Source organism: Lacrimispora sp., from assembly GCF_036758025.1.
In the GTDB taxonomy this organism is placed as follows: Bacteria; Bacillota; Clostridia; order Lachnospirales; family Lachnospiraceae; genus Lacrimispora.
Genome location: NZ_DAIOXM010000010.1, coordinates 44,434 through 65,431 on the forward strand (window position 1 = coordinate 44,434; position 20,998 = coordinate 65,431).

The window sequence follows — 20,998 nt, forward strand, 5'->3', positions numbered from 1 at the left end:
AGTTATCAACAATCAGGAGAGATTCATGAAGAAAACCAGTGGATTAATGAAGATTCTGGTTGTCCTTCCCCTGCTGCTGCTTATTTTTCTCGTCGGATGGGTGGGGAGCAGCGAGTGGAAGGGAAACCAGGGGGGAAAAGAAACGACAGGCCAGGAAAGTCCTGGGGAAACCCTGGCAGTGAGCAGGGAAGAGACTCAAAGAGAAACAGAGGTTCTCACACTTGAAACAGAGACATCTGAGGCGGAAACAGAACCGGCTTTGCCCGTCCAACTGCTTTTTGCAGGAGATATATTACTTTCTAATCATGTAATAAATGCCTATGATAAGGCAGGGGGCATAAATGGAGTTCTGGATGACGGATTTCGGGGAGAAATCAGCCAGTCAGACATCTTTATGGTTAATCAGGAATTCCCTTTCAGCGACAGAGGGGCGGCGGCGCCGGATAAACAGTTCACCTTCCGGCTGCCTCCTTCCAGAGTTTCCATGATGAATGAGCTGGAAATTGATATTGTAACTCTGGCTAATAATCATTCTCTGGACTTTGGAACAGATGCACTTGTGGATACCTGCAATGTTTTAGAGGCAGAAGGAATCCGGTATGCAGGTGCAGGTCCCAATATGGACCGGGCCAGACAGCTTCAGACCATGGAAGTGAAAGGAAAAACCATAGGATTTCTGGCAGCCTCCAGAGTGTATCCAGACCCGGCGTGGGTGGCGGGCAGCAAAAAGCCCGGCATGGTGAGCGGATATGATCCCACCATATTGCTGGAGGAAATTGAGAAAGCAGAGGGGAGCTGCGATTATCTGGTTGTTTACCTTCATTGGGGAATTGAGAGGGATGAAAAGCCTCAGGAATACCAGAGAGCCTTGGGAAAGAAGATCATTGATGCAGGTGCAGATCTGGTAATAGGAAGCCATCCTCACGTACTGCAGGGGATTGAGTATTATAACGGAAAGCCTATTTGCTACAGCCTTGGAAACTTCATATTTGGAAGCAGCATTCCAAAGACAGCTCTTTTGCGGGCTGAAGTGGACTTTGAGCAGGGAACCACAGTGTTATCCCTGGTTCCCGGAACTTCCCAAAAGGGTTATACCAGAAAGCTGGAAGATCCGGAAGAAATCCGGAAGTTCTACCAGTACTTCCAGGGAATATCCTTTGGCATTGAAGTGGATGAAAACGGTATGATATACTATAGAGAGTAAAATCAGACGAGGTATCTGTCACCCTGGCAGATGCCTCGTTCTTTTAACCGCTTTGACAAGGTATTTAAGACCAGTTTTTTGTTGCTGCTCCATAAGGGAGCCAAAAGCATTTGCTTAGGACCGTCTCCGCTGATCCGGTGAATGACTGTTTCAGGCGGAAGCAGGGCAATGCAGTCAATGACCAGATCTGTGTATTCCTCCAGGGAATAGACAGGAACCAGCCCTTTACGGTATTCTTCTGCCAGATCTGTGTGTTCCAGAATATGGAGAAGCTGCAGCTTGATTCCGTCGATGCCGTGTTTTCCTAAATGAGCCAGATATTCTACGGTTTCCAGGATCATGTCCCTGGTTTCTCCGGGAAGTCCCAGGATGACATGGGCAATGACTGTGAGTCCGGCCTCCTTTAAGCGTTCATAAGCATCCTGAAAAAGTCCCAGGGGATAGCCCCTGCGAATATAATCAGCGGTGGACTGGTGGATGGTCTGCAGGCCCAGCTCCACCCAGACCGGCTTGATCCGGTTTAAGTCTTTTAATAGAAGGAGGACATCAGGTGGAAGGCAGTCCGGGCGGGTGGCAATGGAAAGAATTGCCACGTCAGGCTGGCGGATTACGCTGGTGAACAATTCCTCCAAATAGGAAACCGGCGCATAGGTGTTGGTATAGGATTGGAAGTAAGCGATAAAACGGCAGTTCTCATCCTTTATCTTGCTTTGGACACGCATTCTTGCGGACTGGAGCTGTTCTGCCACAGAGCGGTCCGGTGACAGGGCTTCGGCAAATTCTCCCGACCCGCCGCTGCTACAGAATATACAGCCGCCCCGGCCTAAGGTTCCATCCCGGTTGGGGCAGGTCATGCCTCCGTCAAGAGCCAGCTTGTAAACCTTATGCCCGTATTGTTTTTTCATCTCATAGTCAAGAGAATGGTAAGGCTTCTCGTTCCAGAACATGATTTTCTCCCTGTTTTTTATGATTGTTTCATTATACGAAAGCCTTGTCCTGACTGTCAAATGAAAAATTATATTACGTATTGTGGAATCTTCAGAATTTGTGATATACTTCCTATAGCAGTAATGAAAGAAAGAGAAAAGGAGCATGTATCATGAAAGAAAATGACATCATCCGTTTACTGGAATCTGAAAAATCCCTGAGCCTTCTGGCTGCTTTATATGGGGAGGAAGCTGTTAAGGAAAATGTAGAACGTTATCAGAACCTTGTTATAAATTTTCATAAGGAATTTCCTGAGGAAGAGGTGGTATTGTTTTCCTCTCCCGGACGTACGGAAATCAGCGGAAACCATACGGACCACAATCACGGAAAGGTGCTGGCAGGCAGCATCAATCTGGACTGTGTGGGTGCGGCGGCAAAAAATAACAGCAGAAAGGTGAACATTATCAGCGAAACCTTTCATCAGAGCTTTCTCGTGGATCTGGATGATCTGACTCCAAGTGATAAGAAGTCAGGAACCGTTGATCTGGTAAAAGGACTTTTAAAGGGCTTTTTGGAAGCTGGATATGAGATCGGAGGCTTTAATGCATATGTGACCAGCAGCGTGATCAGCGCCGCAGGAGTCAGCTCCTCCGCTTCCTTTGAGATGCTTTTATGCTCTATCTTAAATACATTTTTTAATGGCGGGCGCATGGATACGGTGGCCTATGCTCATGTGGGAAAATATGCTGAAAATATGTACTGGGACAAGGCTTCTGGCCTTTTGGACCAGATGGCCTGTGCGGTAGGCGGCCTGATCACCATTGACTTTAAGGACCCGGCATCTCCGGTGGTGGAACAAATTGATTTTGATTTCGCTTCCCAGAAACACAGCCTGATCATCGTCAATACGGGAAAAGGACATGCGGATTTAAGTGCAGATTATTCTTCTGTCCCGGAAGAGATGAAAAAGGTTGCGGAATTTTTCGGAAAAGAGGTCTGCGCCCAGATTACCGAGCAGGAGGTTATTGACAATTTAAGCCAGGTCAGAGAATTTGCAGGAGACCGTTCTGTTCTTCGTGCCCTTCATTTCTTTGAAGAAAATAAAAGGGTGGAGGCAGAAGTGGCTGCTTTAAAGGAAAACCGGTTTGAGGACTTTTTAAGGAACATTACAGCTTCCGGAAATTCCTCCTGGAAATGGCTGCAAAACTGCTTTACCAATACAAATTATCAGGAACAGGGAGTTTCCATTGCCCTGGCTCTAACTGAATTATTTTTAGAAGAAAAAGGAAAAGGTGTATGCAGAATCCATGGCGGTGGATTTGCAGGCGTTATTATGACACTGCTGCCGGATGAGCTTGCGGGGGAATATATTTCTTACATAGAAAAGGCACTGGGAAAAGGCAATGCTTACCGTATGAGCATCAGGCCTTACGGAGCCATCTGTTTTAGTGAACTGGTGAATCAATAATAATTGTAAAACTGTTCCAAATGGGGTAGAATAAAGATAAGAAATGATGAGCAGAAAAATGCATAAAAAGGAGAGAGGTATCATGAGCGAGAAGAAAAATCTGGTCATTGCAATTGGACGTCAGTACGGCAGCGGAGGCCGCATGGTGGGAAAGGCACTTGCCGAAGAATTGGGGATTCATTTTTATGACGAAGAGATTCTGACTATTACCTCAGAGCAGAGCGCAGTGGGCGAGGTATTCTTCCGTCTTGCCGATGAAAAGGCGGGAGGCAATTTACTTTATAAGATCGTAAGCGGTTTAAAACCACAGCTTGGAAAGCCTTCCATGGATGGGGACATTGTAAAGCCGGAGAATTTATTCCGGTTCCAGTCCCAGGTCATCCGGGAGCTGGCGGCCCAGGAATCCTGCATCATAGCAGGCAGATGCGCGGATTATATTTTAAGCCGTGAGGATGTGGATTGTCCGGGGCTGATCAAGATATTTGTCTATGCAGACAATGAAACTTTAATCAGACGGGTCATGGAAGTGGACAAATTGGATGAAAAAGAAGCTTCCAGGCGGGTAAAGAAGATTAACCGGGAGCGGAAGGAGTACTACCGTTATTATACAGGAAATGATTGGGAGGATTGGGATAATTATGACCTGATCATCAATACCGGAAGCATTGATCTGGACCAGACGGCAAGGCTTATTAAGGATTATGTTAAATTGAGAGGAATTGAGTTTTAGAGGTTAATGAAATCATACCGCCTGCCTTTGGAGCTATTAACCTTGAGAATGGAGATCAATAGATGAGGCAAGGAAAAAAATCCAGGCTGGCATATGTGATTTTGAGCTTGATTGGACTGTTTGTTTTGATTGCCGGTTCCTTTACCATATTAAGGGAACAGTATAAACGCTTGAATCAGGAGCTCAGCCGGTTTATTTACGAAAGCCTGTCTTCCTATACGGAGGCCAGGCAGCACGGAATCGGCGAGCTGGCAGACGATATTGACAGGATACTGTCCGGGCTGGCGGAAGCGGCAGAGTCCGCCGGCTTGTCTGGACTGAACGGAAAAGTTCAGGTTTATCTGGATCAGTTCAACAAAAGAAATGAGGATTATCAGATCTATTACCAGGATATTTCCCAGTTCCTGGAAGGGGGATCCATGGAAGAGGCCCCCCAATTGAAGGAACAGCTTTTAACGGGAAAGGGAGGCTTTTCTGATATACTGGCTTCAGACGGTTCAGGAGAAAAGAAGTTCTTCTTTGCTGCGGAGCCGGTCAGGGAAGGGGAAGAAATAACAGGAGTCTTTTTTTTGAAGGTGGATGCCGACGCTCTTGTGAATAGCGGAACAGTGAGCACCCCCTTTAAACGGGTGCATTCTCTCATTGTAAAATCAGACGGAAGCATTTTGTATGGGAACAGCAGCTTTTTTGAAAACTGCGGGAATCTGTTTTCTTCTATAGAAAACAACGGGATTGAGGCGCAGTATGCCGGGGAAATAAAAAAACGGTTTGAGGAACGTGAGTCCTTTACTTTTTCCTTTTCCGGAAAGGAGAGTGTATATTATATATCCTCCTACCCTTTGGGAATCAATCAATGGAATCTTGTGAACTTTGTCCGCTCCCCGGACGTGCTTATCCAGTCAGAATTGATCTTTGATTCTCTCTTCAGAACCGGGGGATTGCTGGTTATCCTGACACTCACCATATGTACTGTCATTGGCCTGGGATTTATCCGGCAGAAGCAAAGGCTTCAGATGGGAGAACAGCGGTATGCGGTTCTTTCCCAGTTCACTGATACAGTGTTGTTTGAATACGATTATCTTTCCGATACTATCGAATTTACTTCCAACGCCAGGAATAAGCTGAAGCTGGACAGCCTGACCATAACCGGAGTCTTAAATCCGGGCCGCGGCAGCCAGCTTATCCATCCCGATGACTGGAAGGGCCGGGGAAGCATTCAGATGGCCCTGAAGGCCTGGAAAAAGGACGAGATGATGCGCCGCCGCATCCGGCTGAAGACTGTATCCGGAGAATACCGGTGGTTTAACTGCCAGTTTAAGATTTTAAAGGATTCCTCAGGCCGCTTGTTCCGGGTGGTGGGAAAGCTGGAGGATATTATGGAACAGCTTGGAAGAGAGGAACGCCTGAAAAATGAAGCCCGGAGAGATCTGCTGACAGGCATGTATAACCGGTTTGGGAAGCGCATTATTGAGAAAGAGCTGGCTTCCCGGAAAAGGGGCCTGTTCATCATGATTGATCTGGACAACTTTAAGGAGATCAATGACACATACGGCCATGTGGCAGGAGATACGGCTCTGACCTTTGTGGCAGGAGATTTGAAAAGGCTTTTCGGTGAAACCGGAGTGGTTGCCAGAATGGGAGGAGACGAGTTTGTGGTGTTCGTCCCAGAGGAATGGGATACGCAGCGGATTGAAAACGCTGCAAAGGCCATTATAGAGGCTTTCCGAAATATAGAGTCTGAGGAATTTCCTGAAATCACGATTTCCGCCAGCATTGGAATTGCAGTTGCACCAAAAGATGGAGTCACCTATGGAGAACTGTACCATGCTGCCGATAAAGCCATGTACTGGGTAAAGAATAATTCCAAAAAGGGATATGCCTTTTACCAGGATTCCAAGTGACATGGCCTATAAAAAAGGTAACTTTTATTACACATAAAGGAGGTACTGAATATGTCTGTTTATGATTTTAAGGTAAAAACAATGGAGGGCAGTGAAAAGAATCTGTCCGATTATTCCGGAAAGGTGCTGCTGATTGTAAATACTGCCACAGAATGCGGTTTTACACCTCAGTATGCAGATCTTCAAGCCATATATGAGGCACATGGAGAGAAGGGGCTTGAAATACTTGATTTCCCCTGCAACCAGTTCGGAGAGCAGGCGCCGGGAGCTGATGAGGAGATTCATACTTTCTGCACCGGACGCTTTGGGGTGACCTTCCCTCAGTTTTCAAAGATTGAGGTAAACGGAAGCCAGGCCATTCCACTGTATCAGTATCTGGTTAAGCAGAAGGGCTTTGCCGGTTTTGATCCGGCCCATAGGATCACTTCCATTCTGGAAGGAATTTTAGAAAAGTCTCATCCGGATTATAAAAATGAACCTGATATCAAATGGAATTTCACTAAATTCCTGGTGGACCGTCAGGGAAATGTGGTTGAGCGGTTTGAGCCCACTGCGGATATGAAGCTTGTGGAAGAAAAAATAAAAGAACTGCTGTAAAACAAAACAGGAGACAGCCAAAGCAACCGGCTGTCTCCTGTTTTTCTATTTCTTTTCATGAATTCCTTAAGGGAGGGTAAATGCGCTTAAAGCTTCTTTAAAAGGCAAGTATTTTAACCGGTATCTGGCCCCTCCAAGAGTAATAAGAGGGGAAATGATACCCAAAGCTTCTTCGGGAAGTCCTTGGAAAATCCCCCGGACCAGGATGAAAGGCTCTTCCTCCTGGGAACAGCAAAGTTCTGTGGTCAGGCAGATTCTTTCATCAGTCTCCTGTAACCAGTCCTGCCAGACAAGGAGAAAACAGGTCTGTTTTTCCCGGTCTGCCCGGGGGTATTTAATTTCAATGAGAGTGACCTTATCTGCTTTCATGGCATGCCTCCTTTTTTGCAGGAATGTGTATTGATGTCCTACTACATGGTATTAAAAAGGAAGCTGTAAGGTGAATTTGCCTATAGGGCAAGGAGTTCCCCTGGGGTTTGATTGGGTTTTAAAAGCTGGGGTAGTCCAGTTCCAGGAAGATTTCGGATATATGAGGATCAAATTGTTTTCCTGCCAGGCTCCTGATTTCTTCTTTTGCAGCCTGGGGTTCGATCGCCTTCCTGTAAGGCCGGTCATTTGTCATGGCATCGTATGCGTCAGCGACTGCCATAATGCGGCATAAGAGAGGGATATCGGTCCCTTTTAAGCCTCTGGGATAGCCGCTTCCATCCCACCTTTCATGGTGGGATAGTATATATTCGGATACAACAGAAAGCTCAGGCGTATTCTGGGCAATACGGTAGCCCAATTCCGGATGGCGCTTGATTTCTTTCCATTCTTCCGCATCTAAAGGGCCGGCCTTTGTCAGAAGCTCTGTGCGGACCCCTACATTTCCAATATCGTGGAGCATGGCGAAAAGTGACAGCTCATCCCTTTCCTCAAGGGTGAGGTTCATTTTTTCCGCAATGGGGAGGCAGATGGCCTCCATCCTTAAGGAATGCTCGATAGTCTCTGTGCTTCTTTCATACAGGGTGGATAAAAGGGAATTCATAATGTTGTTGCGGTAACTCTTTCCCTCCATAAGCTTTTTGTGGTACATCCGTTCCTCAGCTTTTTGGAGAACCTGATGAAGCGAAACCTTTTCATCATATTTTATATCAAAGCCAAGGGCAACGCTGATTTTAAAGGGAAGGCTGTCGTTCTTTTTTAAGGTTTCTTCCATCTGCCTCACCAGCTTTTGTGCTTTTACGGCATCTATTTGGGGAAGCAGGACTAAAAATTCATCGCCGCCCCATCTGGCTGAGACTCCCATTTCTCCTATTGTGTGCTTAAATGCTTCTGCAACTGATTTTAAAAGGAGGTCTCCGGTCTTGTGACCGAAAACGTCGTTGCTCACCTTTAATCCGTTTACATCTCCCATGATGACGGCAATAGGCAGATTGCCGGGCTGATCGATCCGCAGCATTTCTTCTTCCATATATCTTCGGTTGAACATTCCCGTCAATGCATCGTGATAGCTTAAATATAGAATTCGTTCCTGCTGTGTCTTTTCCTGGCTCACATCCCGAAAAACCATGACAACGCCGTATACCAGACCGTTTTCATCCCGGATGGGAGCGGCGCTGTCCGCAATGGGAACCAAATTTCCCTGCTTGTCTAAGAGCACAGTGTGATTGGCAAGGCCTACGATCTTTCCCGTCCTCAGCACCTCACTGATGGGATTTGACGCAGCTTCCCCGGTGGCTTCATTTCTTAGGTCAAAAATTTCATGAAAAGGCTTTTTATATGCTTCCTCAATCTGCCAGCCGGTGATCTCACTGGCCGCTTTATTTAAGGAAGTAACAAGTCCCTCGTTATCAGTGGTAACGACTCCGTCTCCAATGGAGTTAAATGTGACGCTTAACAATTCCTTTTCTTTCGATAAGTCCTCCCTGAACTTTTCCCGGTCTGACACGTCAAATATAATGGAAAACAGCTGTTTTTCCCCTTCATAGGTGATGAGGCTGGTGTATACATCCACCATTTTGATCTCCCCACTTTTTAAACGGTGGGGGAACAGGAAGTAACGGTCTGTTTCAGTGAGAGAATGGATCTGGCTGTGGTGTATGGTTCCGTTGATATTTTCCATGTTCATAGCCAGCAGCTCTTCCCTGGTATAGCCGTAAAAGGAGCAGGCTTTTGGGTTGGCATCCAGGATACGTCCTGTTTCCCTTTCAACGATTAACATGACGGCTGAATGGGAGGTAAACATGGAATTTAAGTTTTCTAAAAGCTGTTCTTTTTCCATTTCCAGACGCTTTAAGTCTGTAATGTCAATGCGGGAACCTATGATGTAGGAAACCTGCCCCTTATCCTTCACGGGGGTGAGGCGCACCAGCCACCTTCTGTTTTTTCCATTGAAGGTGGCTGTCTCTTCGTACATTACGCTTTCACCGGAATCCACGCATTTCTGGTATCCGTTTTGGAGGGCGGCTCCTGTTTCTCCAAGGGCCTGGGTTGGAGTTTTACCTCCAAGCTGCTGTATGGTCAGACCTGTTAAATTCTGATGGGCCGTGTTGTTGCGGAGATAGCGGAACTCTCCGTCCTCATAGTTGACGATAAATAAGCCATCCTGGGTGCTGTTGAAAAAGATATCAATATCCTGGGCCAGTTTCTCGTTTTTATCCTGTTCTGTCTGCAGCTGCCGGTAAATGTCGGTGATATCAGTGAAAAAGGATGTGAGCTCCTCTGACTGGCTGTCATAATGGAGGGTCATCCGAAAGCTATGTTCACCAATATTTATGATAAAAGGTTTTTCCTTTTTGGCATAAGCCAGATTTTCATAAAAGTTTTTCCAGGCAGAAGTATCGGAGACATCGTCAAGGAGCTGGGATATACGTTTATTTAAGGACTTTTCTTTGTCCAGACCCCAGCAGTGAAAAAATGTATCATTGGCTTCCATGAGAATGTATTGCTGCCCATGTGCGGTCTTTTCAGAAACAGCCGCTAAGCGGGCATATCCTATGGGCATTTGCATGAAAATTCTTTCCATTCCTTCATTTTTCATAGTGAGTCCCCCTTTAAGCAAATAAGTGTGTGAAATGTAGAAATAAAAAGTTATTAATACTGAAATAATATCAAAAAAACTTTCATTATGCAATTGATCATTTTTGTTTTCTGTAAATAATTTTTGGGTTCCTGTAAAGTATATAGGAAAATTATATTTTGTTTGCGGCTGACAGGTACTTTCCTGCTTATGAAGTCATAAAATAATGCAAATTGTTTAATTGAAAGGCAGTAAAATTATGACTCCTTGTTCCGAGGGAATGTATTCTTATACTGTTCAATCCGGTGATACCCTATGGTTTATATCAAGGCGTTTCAATGTTTCTCCAGAGAGCATTGTGGCTGCCAATCCAAGTTTGAATTTAAATAGTATGTACAGTGGACAAATGATTTGTGTTCCGAGAGAGAATGGGATTCAGGCTACGCCTTCGAGTGAAATGCCGGCTGTGCCGCAACCACTGGTACCTCCACAGCCGCAGGCACAGCCACAACCACAGATGCCGTCACAGCCGCAAGCCCAGCCGCAGACTCCGTCATCGGCGCAGCCGCAAGCCCAGCCACAAGTACAACCATGGCTGCAGCCTCAGATACAGCCCCAGCCACCGGCTCAGACTCAGCCGCAGTCGCCTACATCTCCCCAGTCTCAATCCCAGCGTTCCCAAATCCAGCAGCATACACCGTCTATGGTTCGCACAGAGTCAAACAGTACCGAAATGGCAAATACCTGCCCTGCCGGAACGTATTCTTATGTAATTCAATCAGGAGATACATTGTGGCTGTTATCACAGCGATTTAGTACAACTGTTGATGAAATTATGTCTGTAAACCCGGGAATCAATCCGATGAACTTATTTATCGGCCAGGTAATCTGCATTCCTTATGGAGGCATATATCCCTTGGCTCCCCAGCCCCAGCCTCAGCCCAGACTAGAGCCTGCTCCCAGATGGGTCAGCAGTGCGGAGCAGACTTTGAATCATTACTTAAGGATTTTATGGATGGAGCATGTTTACTGGAGAAGGATGCTTATTCAAAGCATAGCTTTCTCCTCTCCTAATGAAGATGCCGTTACAAACCGTATGTTGCAGAATTTAAGAGATTTTAAAACAGCACTGCGTCCGTTTTATGGAGAAGAGAACGGGGAATGGTTTGAAGACCTGATGACAGAACGCTTTACAATTGGCAAAGAGCTTTTCAGAAATATAAAGGCAGGCAACATAAGTGCAGCGGATGATGCGGAAAGGCGCTGGTATCAGAATGCAGACCGGATTGCAGAATTCCTTGGAAATTTAAATCCTAACTGGTCAGTCCAGGATTGGAAGAAGATGCTTTACGATGATCTTGCAATGCTGAAAGTGGAAGCTTCTGATATGATATCCGGTGATTATGATGACAGCATCTATATTTTTGGAAATATCGAGCAGGAAGCTATGAAAATGGCAGATACAATGGCCTGGGGAATTGTAAGACAGTTCCACCAGTATTTTGGATTATAATTTCATATAAGGCGGCCCGTGTCTTAATGACTGGGCCGCCTGTTTTTATAAATTGCCCAATGTCATTGCAGTGGAGAAAATATCTGCTTTATGATAAGATAGAGGAAAGGATGGAGGGGAAGATGTGGAAATAAGGGAGTACAGAGAAGCTGATATACAGGAAATAGTGGAGTTGTTTTTCAATACGGTTCATGGGGTCTGCAACCGGGATTATACCCAGGAACAGCTTGATGCATGGGCCGGTCCGGTGAATGCAGACCAGTGGAACCGGGTGTTTTTAGAGCATGATACCCTGGTCGCCGCAGAAGACGGCAATATTGTAGGATTCGGTGATATTGACTCAACCGGATATCTGGACCATCTTTTCGTTCACAAGGATTATCAGGGGCAGGGGATTGCGACAGCTCTATGTGACAGGCTGGAATCCCGCTTTTTGGTAAATAATATTACAACCCATGCCTCCATTACAGCAAAGCCGTTTTTTGAAGCCCGCGGATACGGCGTGGTCAGAGAGCAGCAGGTGATGAGAAGAGGTGTTGTACTCACCAATTATGTCATGGAGAAACCGGTAAAAAGATAGGGAAACGGTGTGCCTATGCAGGAAATCTTAATTTTATGAATAATATTTTTAATTTACCTTCCCTGAAAAAGAATTTTATATTATAATGTAAATGAAAAATCGTAAAGTTTGGAGATGATACAATGGAACGTAAAGTTGGTACTGTAGTAAGAGGCATTCGCTGCCCTATTGTCAGGGAAGGTGACGATTTGTCTCAAATTGTTGTAGATAGTGTATTAGAGGCGGCCAAGCAGGAAGGCTTTTCCCTGCGTGACCGGGATATTGTTTCAGTGACAGAATCAGTAGTTGCCCGCGCCCAGGGAAATTATGCTTCGATTGATGCAATTGCGGCAGATGTAAAGCAAAAGCTTGGCGGTGAGACAATCGGGGTTATTTTCCCAATCCTTTCCCGCAACCGTTTTTCTGTATGTTTAAAGGGTATTGCCCGCGGTGCAAAAAAGGTGATTCTTATGCTCAGCTATCCCAGCGATGAGGTGGGAAATGAACTGGTTTCTCTGGATCAGATTGATGCTGCCGGAATAAACCCTTACAGTGATGTGCTTACCCTGGAAAAATACCGGGAATTGTTCGGTGAGAACAAGCACACCTTTACAGGCGTGGATTATGTGCAGTATTACGGAGATCTTGTCCGGGCGGAAGGCGCAGAATGTGAGATTATTTTTGCCAATGATTCCAGGGTAATTCTGGATTACACCAAAAATGTACTCTGCTGCGATATCCATACCCGTGCCCGCACAAAACGGATTCTCCAGGCAGGCGGCGCAGAGAGAGTATGCGGACTTGACGACATCCTCAACGCTTCCGTAGACGGCAGCGGATATAATGAGCGCTTCGGCCTTCTTGGCTCCAACAAATCCACCGAAGATAAGGTCAAGCTTTTCCCGCGTGAATGCACACCTCTTGTGGAAGACATCCAGAAGAAATTGCTGGAGGCAACAGGAAAGCATGTGGAAGCCATGGTTTACGGCGACGGCGCATTTAAAGATCCGGTAGGAAAGATCTGGGAGCTGGCTGATCCTTGCGTTTCAGTGGCCAATACTCCGGGACTCAATGGAACTCCTAATGAGATTAAGCTGAAATACCTTGCGGATAATGATTTTGCAGAACTTTCTGGTGAAGCACTGCAAAAAGCTATTGAAGGACGTATCAAAGATAAGAAAGAAAATCTTGTGGGAGATATGGCATCTCAAGGGACAACCCCCCGCCGCTTAACTGACTTGATCGGCTCTTTATGCGACTTGACCAGCGGCTCCGGCGATAAGGGAACCCCAATCATTCACATCCAGGGTTATTTTGACAACTTTACAAACTAGACTTCTTTTATCGGGCCGCTTTTATGATTACGAAAGAAAGTGCCCTGTAAAGTGTGTTGACATAATAAAATGAAGAAAAAACGGCGAGGATTTTTCCTCGCCGTTTTACGCTTTCTGTTGTGAAAACAGATGGTACGCAAATAAATTTATTTTTTCTTCCGAACCGGTGTCCAAACTTCGCTGTAGGCGTAATCCTTTTTATGCTCATCCATTTTTGAAAAAGAAAAACCGGGCATGTTAATGACCTCATAATCGGAAGCGGGCAGCCATTCGGAATAAATGCGTGCCATGGTATTTTGCAGAGTGAAGGGGAACGGGCCTTCATTGGGAAAAACGGCCCAGGCGCAGGCTTCTACCGGAACCTTCACCAATTGGCTGCTTACTTCCTCTTTTGTGGTCAGCACGCCAATCAGATGGGTCAGTTCACCTTCTTCTTTCAAAAATCCGGCGTCTGCTTCATAAGAGGCGTTGATAATTTCGTAAGGTTCCATGTTTTGCAGTGCGTGCATTTCTTCTCTTTGTTCTTTTGTAATGCTCATTGCAAGTTCCACAATTCCATTGTTGACACCCTCAAACTGCATGGGAACCCGCTTGCTCACACCAGCCAGATAAAACGCCGGTTTTTCTTCGATTCTACATTCCATAGTATCTCCTCCTTTGACTTTGATGACAAATGAAAGTTTAGGGAAGGGCTTGCTGATCCTTTTTTTTATAACATCCGAGGGCAAAAATCCGCTCCATTTTTTGAATGCCCGGGCAAATCCATCCATTGATCCGTAGCCATATTTATAAGCCACATCCGTGACCTTTTCCCCCATGAGCAAATCTTTATTGGCTTCCGACAACCTTCTGCCTTTTATATATTCACTCAATGACATTCCAGCAAGATAAAAGAATACCGTTCGAAAGTGATAATCGGAGATTCCCACATATTCAGATATTTTATCCAAATACAGTTCGTCAGTCAAATGTTCTTCGATATACTCAATGGCGCGGTTCAGTTCCTGCAGCATAGCCTTCCCTCCCTTCCCTTCTACATCATATCAAAGCTGCTTTGGCAATGCTCGACTTATGTATGTAAAAAATATCGAATTCCCATAGAGATAAACCATCTTCATTATGCCCCAAACATCTGGGCCGCTTTTTCCATGTTCTCCATGGCAGGAACATCAAAGGGACATCGTTTGTCACAGGCTTTGCAGCGGATGCATTCTCCTGCTTTGTGAGGAAGGACTTCATAGTGTTCCCGTACTGTTTCCGGTATATCGTTCTGGGCGATTGCCAGATTTAAAAACTTAGTAACAGCAGCGATATCGATTCCCACCGGGCATGGGGCGCAGTGGCCGCAGTACATGCAGTGGCCTTTCCAGCTGATCTTAGGCAGTGCAGCAAAAGCAGCGGCATAGTCCTTTTCACTGTCAGGCGCATCTACATAGGAAATGCTGAGCTTTAACTCCTCTAAGGTTCTCGCACCGGACATAACCGTGGCTACGGCAGGCCGGGTCAGGGCATAATGGAGACACTGGTAAGGTGTCAGTGCCATTCCGGCAGGAGACAGTTCGGCGCTTAAGAGATCGCCTCCTCCAAATGCTTTCATCACAGTGATAGCCACACCCAGTCTCTGACAGGTCTCATAAAGAGCCTGACGGTTCGGGTCCATGTTGACCAGGGGCTTTTCATAGCTTTTGGTATCCCATAGTTCTTCTAAGTTTTCGCTGGCAGGCTGAAGGTCGTAACAGGGGTTGATACTGAACATGAGGACATCTATCAGGCCGCTGTTTACGGCAGCCAGGGCAGCCTCAGGGTTATGGCTTGAAAGGCCGATGGAGCCGATGACACCTGATTCTTTCAGCTTCCGGGAATATTCCATAACAGCCCCTTCTTTGACTGTTTCCCAATCAGACAGGGAATCCACATAATGGATCATGCCAATTTCCACATGATCGGTTTCCAATCGTTCTAACTGGTCTTCAAAACCTTCTTTAACTTCTTTCATATCTCTGGTACGTTTATACTGGCCATTTTTCCAGACTGTACAAAGATGGGCCTGAAGCACAAATTTTTCCCTGCGGCCCCGCAAGGCCCGGCCAAGCATGGAGCGGAGCACAGGGTCAGGGGTGTATAAGTCAATGCAGTTAACGCCTCCTGCCTCCATGGCATCTACAAATTCTTTTATCTGCTGGTAGGGCTTATCTACAAAGCCTTCACACCCCATACCGATTTCACTGACCATTAAGCCTGTATTGCCCAGTTGGCGATAATTCATGAATCCATATCCTCCTCATATTCAAAAGATTGTTTCTAATCCTCGTAAAGGCTGTCTAAAAATTCCTTCACCTGTTCTTTTGTAACACCTACTCCTGCCACAGCATCTAAGCGATGAGATCCGCTGATGAAAGTCGGAACTACAGCGATCTCATTATCTCCGTAAGCATAGGATAAGGCCTGCTGTTGTTTTCCAGAATAAGTTCCGTTTTTTAAGGCGGTTTCCAGATCTGACAGATTGATACCGCAATCTTGTGCGCAGGTCAGGATGACGGAAATGTCTTCCAAATCTTTTTGATCCACGAACATGGTCCTGAACATATTTTTGTGGTATTCCTCCACATTTCCCTGATGGTCTATGATGTAGTGCATTGCTTCAAAAGCTTTGTCGCTTCTGGGGGCAGGGGAAACAGGGGCATTCAGTTCCAGTCCGGCCTGAAGAACCATAGGCCTTATTTTCCGCTCCCAGGCTTCCATGTGACCGGAAAGATCATGGGGTGGCTCTGATTTGGGATGAGCCTCTACGGCCCTCCATTCTATTTCTATGTTGTATTCCGGAAGTAAGTCCTCAAAATACTTTAGCCCCGCATAGCAAAATGGGCATATATAATCAAAAAATACTTCCACTTTCTTTTTCTCATTCTTATCCATAAGCTGGCTCCTTTCTTTTTCCCTATAGGAAAAACAAACATTATTATTGTTCCGAAGGTTGACGGAACTTATGTTTATTATATTATAATTTTAATTTATATACAAGCCAGTGGGAAATTCAGAAAGAAGGAGCTGAAGTAAAAGGATTGTAAGCAATAAGAAAGAAAATATTAAAAAAGTTATAAAAACTTTATGGATGTAACCGAAATGTAATTTTGTTTTGGTATGATATGTTCGTAGAAGTAAAAAATGGAAGATTTTATGTATAACGCTGCATTCAGCGGGAACTCTTTGTTATTGGTTTAGTGTTATTTTCTTCCGCATAAAGATAAGGGGGGAGAATGGGTGTATACAGTAAGAAAAAGAGGGGCCTGTTTTTTTACCCCTCAATATACCTTATTAAATTTAGACAATGTATGGAAAGGAGAGTCGTTATGAAACAGTTAAGAAGAAAATTACGGCAAAGTGTTGCAAGTTTCCTCGCACTTTGTCTGACTATGACATCATTCAATATGGTATCGTGGGCGGATGTAGAAAAGGCATTCGATAGTGGAAATGCTATTTTCATGATAAGTGGAGAGGAACTGCGTAATTCTGCACAGGCTGCTATTGATGCAGGAGAAACTTTTCAGGTTGACGATCTGGGTCTTGGAGATAAAGACCAGTCTCTGAAACGGGAATATGAAAAGTTATTTGGCAAAGGCCATGTGTATGAATTTAGTCCGGGGTATTACATGGATGAGGAAGCCAGTGCTGATGGAGCAGAGCTTCGCATGTTTATCCGGACAGCAGATACCGATGGAGAGTATTTGCTGACAGGTGATGAGGAAGTCATTTTCCTTTATGTGAATGAATCTGATGAAAAGATTACATTCCGTTCCAATATTGATGGCTACCTGACCCAGAAGGTCAGCGTGAAGGCATTTTCTGAAGGAACAACAGCTATTCCAAACGTTCCGGAAGTAAAGCCGGAGCCCACCCTTCCCGATGAAAGTGCTGTAAATCCAGAGGAGACGGAAACTGCAGAGGAGACAGAAGAGGAGTCAGAGGCTGTTGATGAAACTGAAGACGCAGAAGAAACTGGTAGTACGGAAGAAACAGAAGAAGATGGTAATGTAGAAGAAAGTAGTAAAGCTGAAGACGGAACTGAAGATGCTGAAGAAGGAAGCGAAGCAGAGTCCGGATCTGAAGAGACAGCCGATGATGAAGATCAGGCTGATTCAGAAGGGTCTTCCGATGATACTGATACTGTAAGTGAAGATTCTGATGCCGGTTCGTCTGATAATGGCGGATCTGAAGCAGAAGATACTGACAGTGGGGCTTCCCATGAAGGATCAGGAGCCCAGGCGTCTATTTCACGGCATATGCTTTCTGTTCTTACTTCATCAGATGTTACTGCTTTAGAAGAGGGTACTCCTTCTGAGGCTGAACCAGAGGTTGAGGAAGAGCCAGTAGTTGTAGGAACCACCAAAGGTAAGACCTATGGTGCGATTCTCTTAGATGAATCCTATTATGCAAAAGCTTATGTTACCACTTTAAACCAGCTGAATGTTGATACAACAGCAGAAGGATACCGGATAACATATTCTGTAGAACCAGTAGGAACAGCTTATGCAGAAGGTCCTAAGACAGTAGAAGAAAATGGAACGCTTTCCTTTAAAGTGACACCTCAGGTTGGATATGAGATTAGTTCTGTTACCATTAATGGTGAGACTTCAACTGCTGATGAAGCAGGGGATGGAAGAACACTCAGCTATACTGTGACAGAGGTTACAGAGGAGCAGGAAGTTGTGATTATGACGGCTGCTACGGGTGAGCATCCGGAATTTTCAGCATCTATTCCAATGGAAGATGGCACTGTTATTCATATCTATGCAGCAGAGGGTATTCTGCCTGCAGGAGTAAAAGCAGTTGCCAGTGTTGTAAAGGGAATTGAGGATGTAGTTAAAGAAAATGTTGAAGCAGATGCAGCAGCAGCAGGAGAAGCGAAAAAAGTTATAGCAGCTTTATCTTATAATATTGATCTTCTTGACCAGGATAGTAATAAGCTTGATGATCGGATTTGGGGAGGCGTAGTAGAAGTTACCTTTACGGGATCTCCGATTGAAAAATATAGTAAGGAAGCTGATATTGTAGAGGTAGTGTATGTTGCTACAACTAAGGAGGATATTCCCCAGGCCCAAATCAACGCTGAAGATGTAATTTCAGTGGAATCTGTATCCAGTGCAGTTAAGGTTACAGGGAATGAGGTGGTATTTGATGCAGAACATTTTTCGATATATACAGTTGTGACATCTGTTACACCACCCGAACAGGGAAACTTTAAAACCATAACAGTCAGATCCTTTTATGAAAATGGATTATCTGCAGGTGAAGTATATAAAGCGGAAATACCGGAAACTAACGGGACATATGAATTTAGTTATTCAGTTCCCTTAAAAAATGGATATCATGTGGAGCTTGAAGAAGGTACGCCAGGAAATGTTCAGTTGCAGGCTGGAGGGAATCTGACAGGAACCTTTTCCGATAAGGAGCCCATTACAATAACAGTTATTTACAGGGCTGATGCAGCTAACTACACTGTAAGGCATCAATTTCAGAATATTGATGGGACTCAGTATATAGAGGACACCTCTGCAATGCGTACCTTGCCAGGAAAAACAGGCGAGTTAACGGATGCGCAGCCATTAGAGAGAGATGGGTTTACTGTTCAAAGGCCGATAGCTCAGACAGAGATTACTGCTGATGGAAATACCAGTGTGAATGTATATTATAACAGGAATGTATATCGCTTAACTTATGAAACTAACGGCGGCTCTTATGTTTCTTACCAGAAAGGTCTATATGAAAGCACACAAACAGTTGCTTCAGGTCCGACGAAACTGGGATATATATTTGATGGCTGGTATAGAAATGCAGAAGGTACCGGTGGGAAGGTTACTTCCACCATTATACTGGAATCAGATGTTACTCTTTATGCAAAATGGAAATCGGCATCTGTAAACTACACAATTGTTTATCTGACTGAAAATGCAGATGATTTCAATTATTCTTATTTTAAAAGTGATGTAAAACAGGCTGTTGTTGGAACAACGGTTACAGTTAGAGCTACAGATAGTAAACCTTCTGGATTGGATTCTACCAATTTTACGTTTAAAGAAGCCTCTAGTGCGGTTGTAAAACCAGATGGAAGCACAGTGATTTATGTGCGTTACTCCAGAAATGTATATACAATCACTTGGAAAACAAGCAGAAGAACGGTCACATTAACTGCCAAATACGGAGCCTCTATCACTCAGCTTTGGAAAGAAACATTTAATAATCCATATCCTCAGTATGCATGGTCATTTACGCAAGACGAAAAGGATAAATTCATTAATATTGATACAATGCCGTCTGGAAATAAAACATTATATACTTTTGGTTTTAATACAACAAATGTACAAACTCTTCATTACTGGTTGGAGAATTACAGTGGCAGTGGAATTCAAACAAAGGTATATAATGGAGTAACCTATGGGCTATATAAGGCCATAGATGTTCGTTTTAATTATCTTTATGACAAATCTGAGTTTTATGAAATCGTAGGATATACGAAAGGTAGTTATGAGGGGTGTACGTTTGGTGCACAAACAAGGAATAAGCAGCAGGTTCATTTCTATTATAGAGCCAATTCCTACAATCTGGATTTATATGGATACAATGGAGTTAAATTAAGCAACCAACAAGTTAAAATAGGCGTTGATTTAGCTGGATATTTAACACCTCCAGCATCCCCTGTTCAGGGCGCAGTGTTTAAAGGCTGGTATGTAGATCCAGAACATACAGAACTTAATTCTGCAACAAAGATGCCTACAGGTCTGGCACTTTATGCAGATTGGGATTTACCGGGATTTACTGTTGTGTTTAAAAATCAAACAGAGACAGTAGAAACGAAAAATGTAAGTTATAATAATACTGTAGAGGCCCCAGCTTCTCCTGTTCGGGAAGGATATTCATTTACTGGCTGGTATACCAATCAGGATGGTACGGGACAGGAATTTGATCCGGCAATGAAGTTTACTAACAATGCAGTATATTATGCTGGGTGGGATGAAGACATTAATACTAAATATACAGTAAAGTATGTTACTTCGAACGGGGACAGCGTTGCTGCAGATAAAGTTGGCAGTGGTGTTGTAGGAGAATCAGTTCTTGAAAGAGCAGTTGTTCCTGAAGGTGCTTACTCAGGGTATACGGTTGATTCAGTTAGTAAGACTCTCACTTTGAGGGGGTCAGTTTCTGATAATGTTATCGTATTTACCTATTATACACCAGGCGAATTATCATTCCAATATACCATAGAGTATGTAGATGAAGATGGTGATGTAATTTACAGTGTACCTGAAAAGACCAGCCAAGTTAATAAAATTACGGTTTATCCAGATACCACCTTATCAGCACTTAATGGTTATCAGGTAACAGAAGGGTTTATCATTTATGATTTAAGTAACGAAGAAGAGAATAAGATAGTATTCCATTGCATTTCCCAAGAATTTTCTATTGAATATAGAAATATTACTGGAGTAACATGGGGAGGCGATAAAGCCATTGCTAATCCTAATCCGCTGAATTATACAGTTAAGAGCTTATTAGGAAATCCGATTACATTAATCAATCCTAATAAGGTCGGATATACTTTCGCTGGTTGGGATTATGACGAAAGTATGGTGGTAAGTGGGACTGCACATAACGAATTAACAACAGTTATTGAGCATGGGTCTTATGGAAACTTGATTTTTACTGCTAAGTATGTAAAGGATGAAAGTCAGACCAAGACTCTGAAAGCAACGGTGTATCATAAGG

General features: G+C 44.4%; 15 protein-coding genes. 9 read left to right on the plus strand and 6 right to left on the minus strand.

Translation table 11 applies throughout. From position 1 onward, the window contains the following. Positions 1-25: 25 nt before the first annotated feature. The gene (locus tag V7M78_RS10355; RefSeq protein ID WP_333649150.1) at positions 26-1,204 is read left to right on the plus strand and encodes a CapA family protein; all 1,179 of its coding nucleotides are present in this window, start codon (positions 26-28) and stop codon (positions 1,202-1,204) included. Between the two features lie 2 nt (positions 1,205-1,206). Here the strand turns inward: V7M78_RS10355 and V7M78_RS10360 are convergent, their stop codons facing one another. Next, a complete protein-coding gene (locus V7M78_RS10360; protein WP_333649152.1) occupies positions 1,207-2,151 on the minus strand; it encodes a TIGR01212 family radical SAM protein in 945 nt (314 codons plus the stop codon). Between the two features lie 152 nt (positions 2,152-2,303). On the opposite strand from V7M78_RS10360, the gene V7M78_RS10365 reads away from it, so the two are divergent. The 4 genes from V7M78_RS10365 to V7M78_RS10380 all read left to right on the plus strand — a co-directional run bounded on the left by V7M78_RS10365 (position 2,304) and on the right by V7M78_RS10380 (position 6,827). Next, complete coding sequence (locus V7M78_RS10365; protein WP_333649154.1) at positions 2,304-3,599, plus strand: galactokinase; 1,296 nt, start codon at positions 2,304-2,306, stop codon at positions 3,597-3,599. A gap of 82 nt (positions 3,600-3,681) precedes the next feature. Further along, positions 3,682-4,329: a cytidylate kinase-like family protein gene (locus V7M78_RS10370; RefSeq protein ID WP_333649157.1), complete on the plus strand. Its 648-nt coding sequence runs from the start codon at positions 3,682-3,684 to the stop codon at positions 4,327-4,329. Positions 4,330-4,391: 62 nt separating this feature from the next. Beyond that, positions 4,392-6,230 carry a sensor domain-containing diguanylate cyclase gene (locus tag V7M78_RS10375; protein ID WP_333649159.1) on the plus strand — a complete coding sequence of 613 codons (1,839 nt, stop codon included), beginning with the start codon at positions 4,392-4,394 and terminating at the stop codon, positions 6,228-6,230. Positions 6,231-6,281: 51 nt separating this feature from the next. Then, a complete protein-coding gene (locus V7M78_RS10380; RefSeq protein ID WP_333649161.1) occupies positions 6,282-6,827 on the plus strand; it encodes a glutathione peroxidase in 546 nt (181 codons plus the stop codon). Positions 6,828-6,893: 66 nt separating this feature from the next. Here the strand turns inward: V7M78_RS10380 and V7M78_RS10385 are convergent, their stop codons facing one another. Together V7M78_RS10385 and V7M78_RS10390 are read right to left on the minus strand one after the other, a co-directional pair. Beyond that, positions 6,894-7,196 carry a hypothetical protein gene (locus V7M78_RS10385; RefSeq protein ID WP_333649163.1) on the minus strand — a complete coding sequence of 101 codons (303 nt, stop codon included), beginning with the start codon at positions 7,194-7,196 and terminating at the stop codon, positions 6,894-6,896. A gap of 118 nt (positions 7,197-7,314) precedes the next feature. Then, positions 7,315-9,852 carry a PAS domain S-box protein gene (locus V7M78_RS10390; protein ID WP_333649165.1) on the minus strand — a complete coding sequence of 846 codons (2,538 nt, stop codon included), beginning with the start codon at positions 9,850-9,852 and terminating at the stop codon, positions 7,315-7,317. A 769-nt stretch (positions 9,853-10,621) separates the two neighbouring features. Here V7M78_RS10390 and V7M78_RS10395 point away from each other — a divergent pair. The 3 genes from V7M78_RS10395 to V7M78_RS10405 all read left to right on the plus strand — a co-directional run bounded on the left by V7M78_RS10395 (position 10,622) and on the right by V7M78_RS10405 (position 13,237). Then, the gene (locus tag V7M78_RS10395) at positions 10,622-11,344 is read left to right on the plus strand and encodes a LysM peptidoglycan-binding domain-containing protein (protein ID WP_442914641.1); all 723 of its coding nucleotides are present in this window, start codon (positions 10,622-10,624) and stop codon (positions 11,342-11,344) included. Between the two features lie 124 nt (positions 11,345-11,468). Continuing rightward, complete coding sequence (locus V7M78_RS10400) at positions 11,469-11,924, plus strand: GNAT family N-acetyltransferase (protein ID WP_333649167.1); 456 nt, start codon at positions 11,469-11,471, stop codon at positions 11,922-11,924. 122 nt (positions 11,925-12,046) lie between these two features. Next, entirely contained in the window at positions 12,047-13,237 is a 1,191-nt protein-coding gene (locus tag V7M78_RS10405; RefSeq protein ID WP_333649169.1) for a coenzyme F420-0:L-glutamate ligase, read from the plus strand. Positions 13,238-13,383: 146 nt separating this feature from the next. On the opposite strand, the gene V7M78_RS10410 is transcribed toward V7M78_RS10405, so the two are convergent. From V7M78_RS10410 to V7M78_RS10420, 3 genes are all read right to left on the minus strand, one after another. After that, positions 13,384-14,250: an AraC family transcriptional regulator gene (locus V7M78_RS10410; RefSeq protein ID WP_333649171.1), complete on the minus strand. Its 867-nt coding sequence runs from the start codon at positions 14,248-14,250 to the stop codon at positions 13,384-13,386. 104 nt (positions 14,251-14,354) lie between these two features. Then, positions 14,355-15,503, minus strand: a complete 1,149-nt coding sequence (locus V7M78_RS10415) for an aldo/keto reductase (protein WP_333649173.1) — start codon at positions 15,501-15,503, stop codon at positions 14,355-14,357. Positions 15,504-15,538: 35 nt separating this feature from the next. Next, positions 15,539-16,153, minus strand: a complete 615-nt coding sequence (locus V7M78_RS10420; protein ID WP_333649175.1) for a DsbA family oxidoreductase — start codon at positions 16,151-16,153, stop codon at positions 15,539-15,541. 434 nt (positions 16,154-16,587) lie between these two features. On the opposite strand from V7M78_RS10420, the gene V7M78_RS10425 reads away from it, so the two are divergent. After that, positions 16,588-20,998 (plus strand): InlB B-repeat-containing protein (locus tag V7M78_RS10425; protein WP_333649177.1); only part of this gene is annotated, 4,411 nt, incomplete at its 3' end.

Excerpts from the sequence above, each read along its gene's own strand:
- V7M78_RS10365 (WP_333649154.1), top strand. The coding sequence starts at position 2,304 with ATGAAAGAAAATGACATCATCCGTTTACTGGAATCTGAAAAATCCCTG.
- V7M78_RS10360 (WP_333649152.1), bottom strand. The coding sequence starts at position 2,151 with ATGTTCTGGAACGAGAAGCCTTACCATTCTCTTGACTATGAGATGAAA.
- V7M78_RS10405 (WP_333649169.1), top strand. The coding sequence starts at position 12,047 with ATGGAACGTAAAGTTGGTACTGTAGTAAGAGGCATTCGCTGCCCTATT.
- V7M78_RS10410 (WP_333649171.1), bottom strand. The coding sequence starts at position 14,250 with ATGCTGCAGGAACTGAACCGCGCCATTGAGTATATCGAAGAACATTTG.
- V7M78_RS10355 (WP_333649150.1), top strand. The coding sequence starts at position 26 with ATGAAGAAAACCAGTGGATTAATGAAGATTCTGGTTGTCCTTCCCCTG.
- V7M78_RS10385 (WP_333649163.1), bottom strand. The coding sequence starts at position 7,196 with ATGAAAGCAGATAAGGTCACTCTCATTGAAATTAAATACCCCCGGGCA.
- V7M78_RS10390 (WP_333649165.1), bottom strand. The coding sequence starts at position 9,852 with ATGAAAAATGAAGGAATGGAAAGAATTTTCATGCAAATGCCCATAGGA.
- V7M78_RS10375 (WP_333649159.1), top strand. The coding sequence starts at position 4,392 with ATGAGGCAAGGAAAAAAATCCAGGCTGGCATATGTGATTTTGAGCTTG.
- V7M78_RS10370 (WP_333649157.1), top strand. The coding sequence starts at position 3,682 with ATGAGCGAGAAGAAAAATCTGGTCATTGCAATTGGACGTCAGTACGGC.
- V7M78_RS10415 (WP_333649173.1), bottom strand. The coding sequence starts at position 15,503 with ATGAATTATCGCCAACTGGGCAATACAGGCTTAATGGTCAGTGAAATC.
- V7M78_RS10380 (WP_333649161.1), top strand. The coding sequence starts at position 6,282 with ATGTCTGTTTATGATTTTAAGGTAAAAACAATGGAGGGCAGTGAAAAG.
- V7M78_RS10420 (WP_333649175.1), bottom strand. The coding sequence starts at position 16,153 with ATGGATAAGAATGAGAAAAAGAAAGTGGAAGTATTTTTTGATTATATA.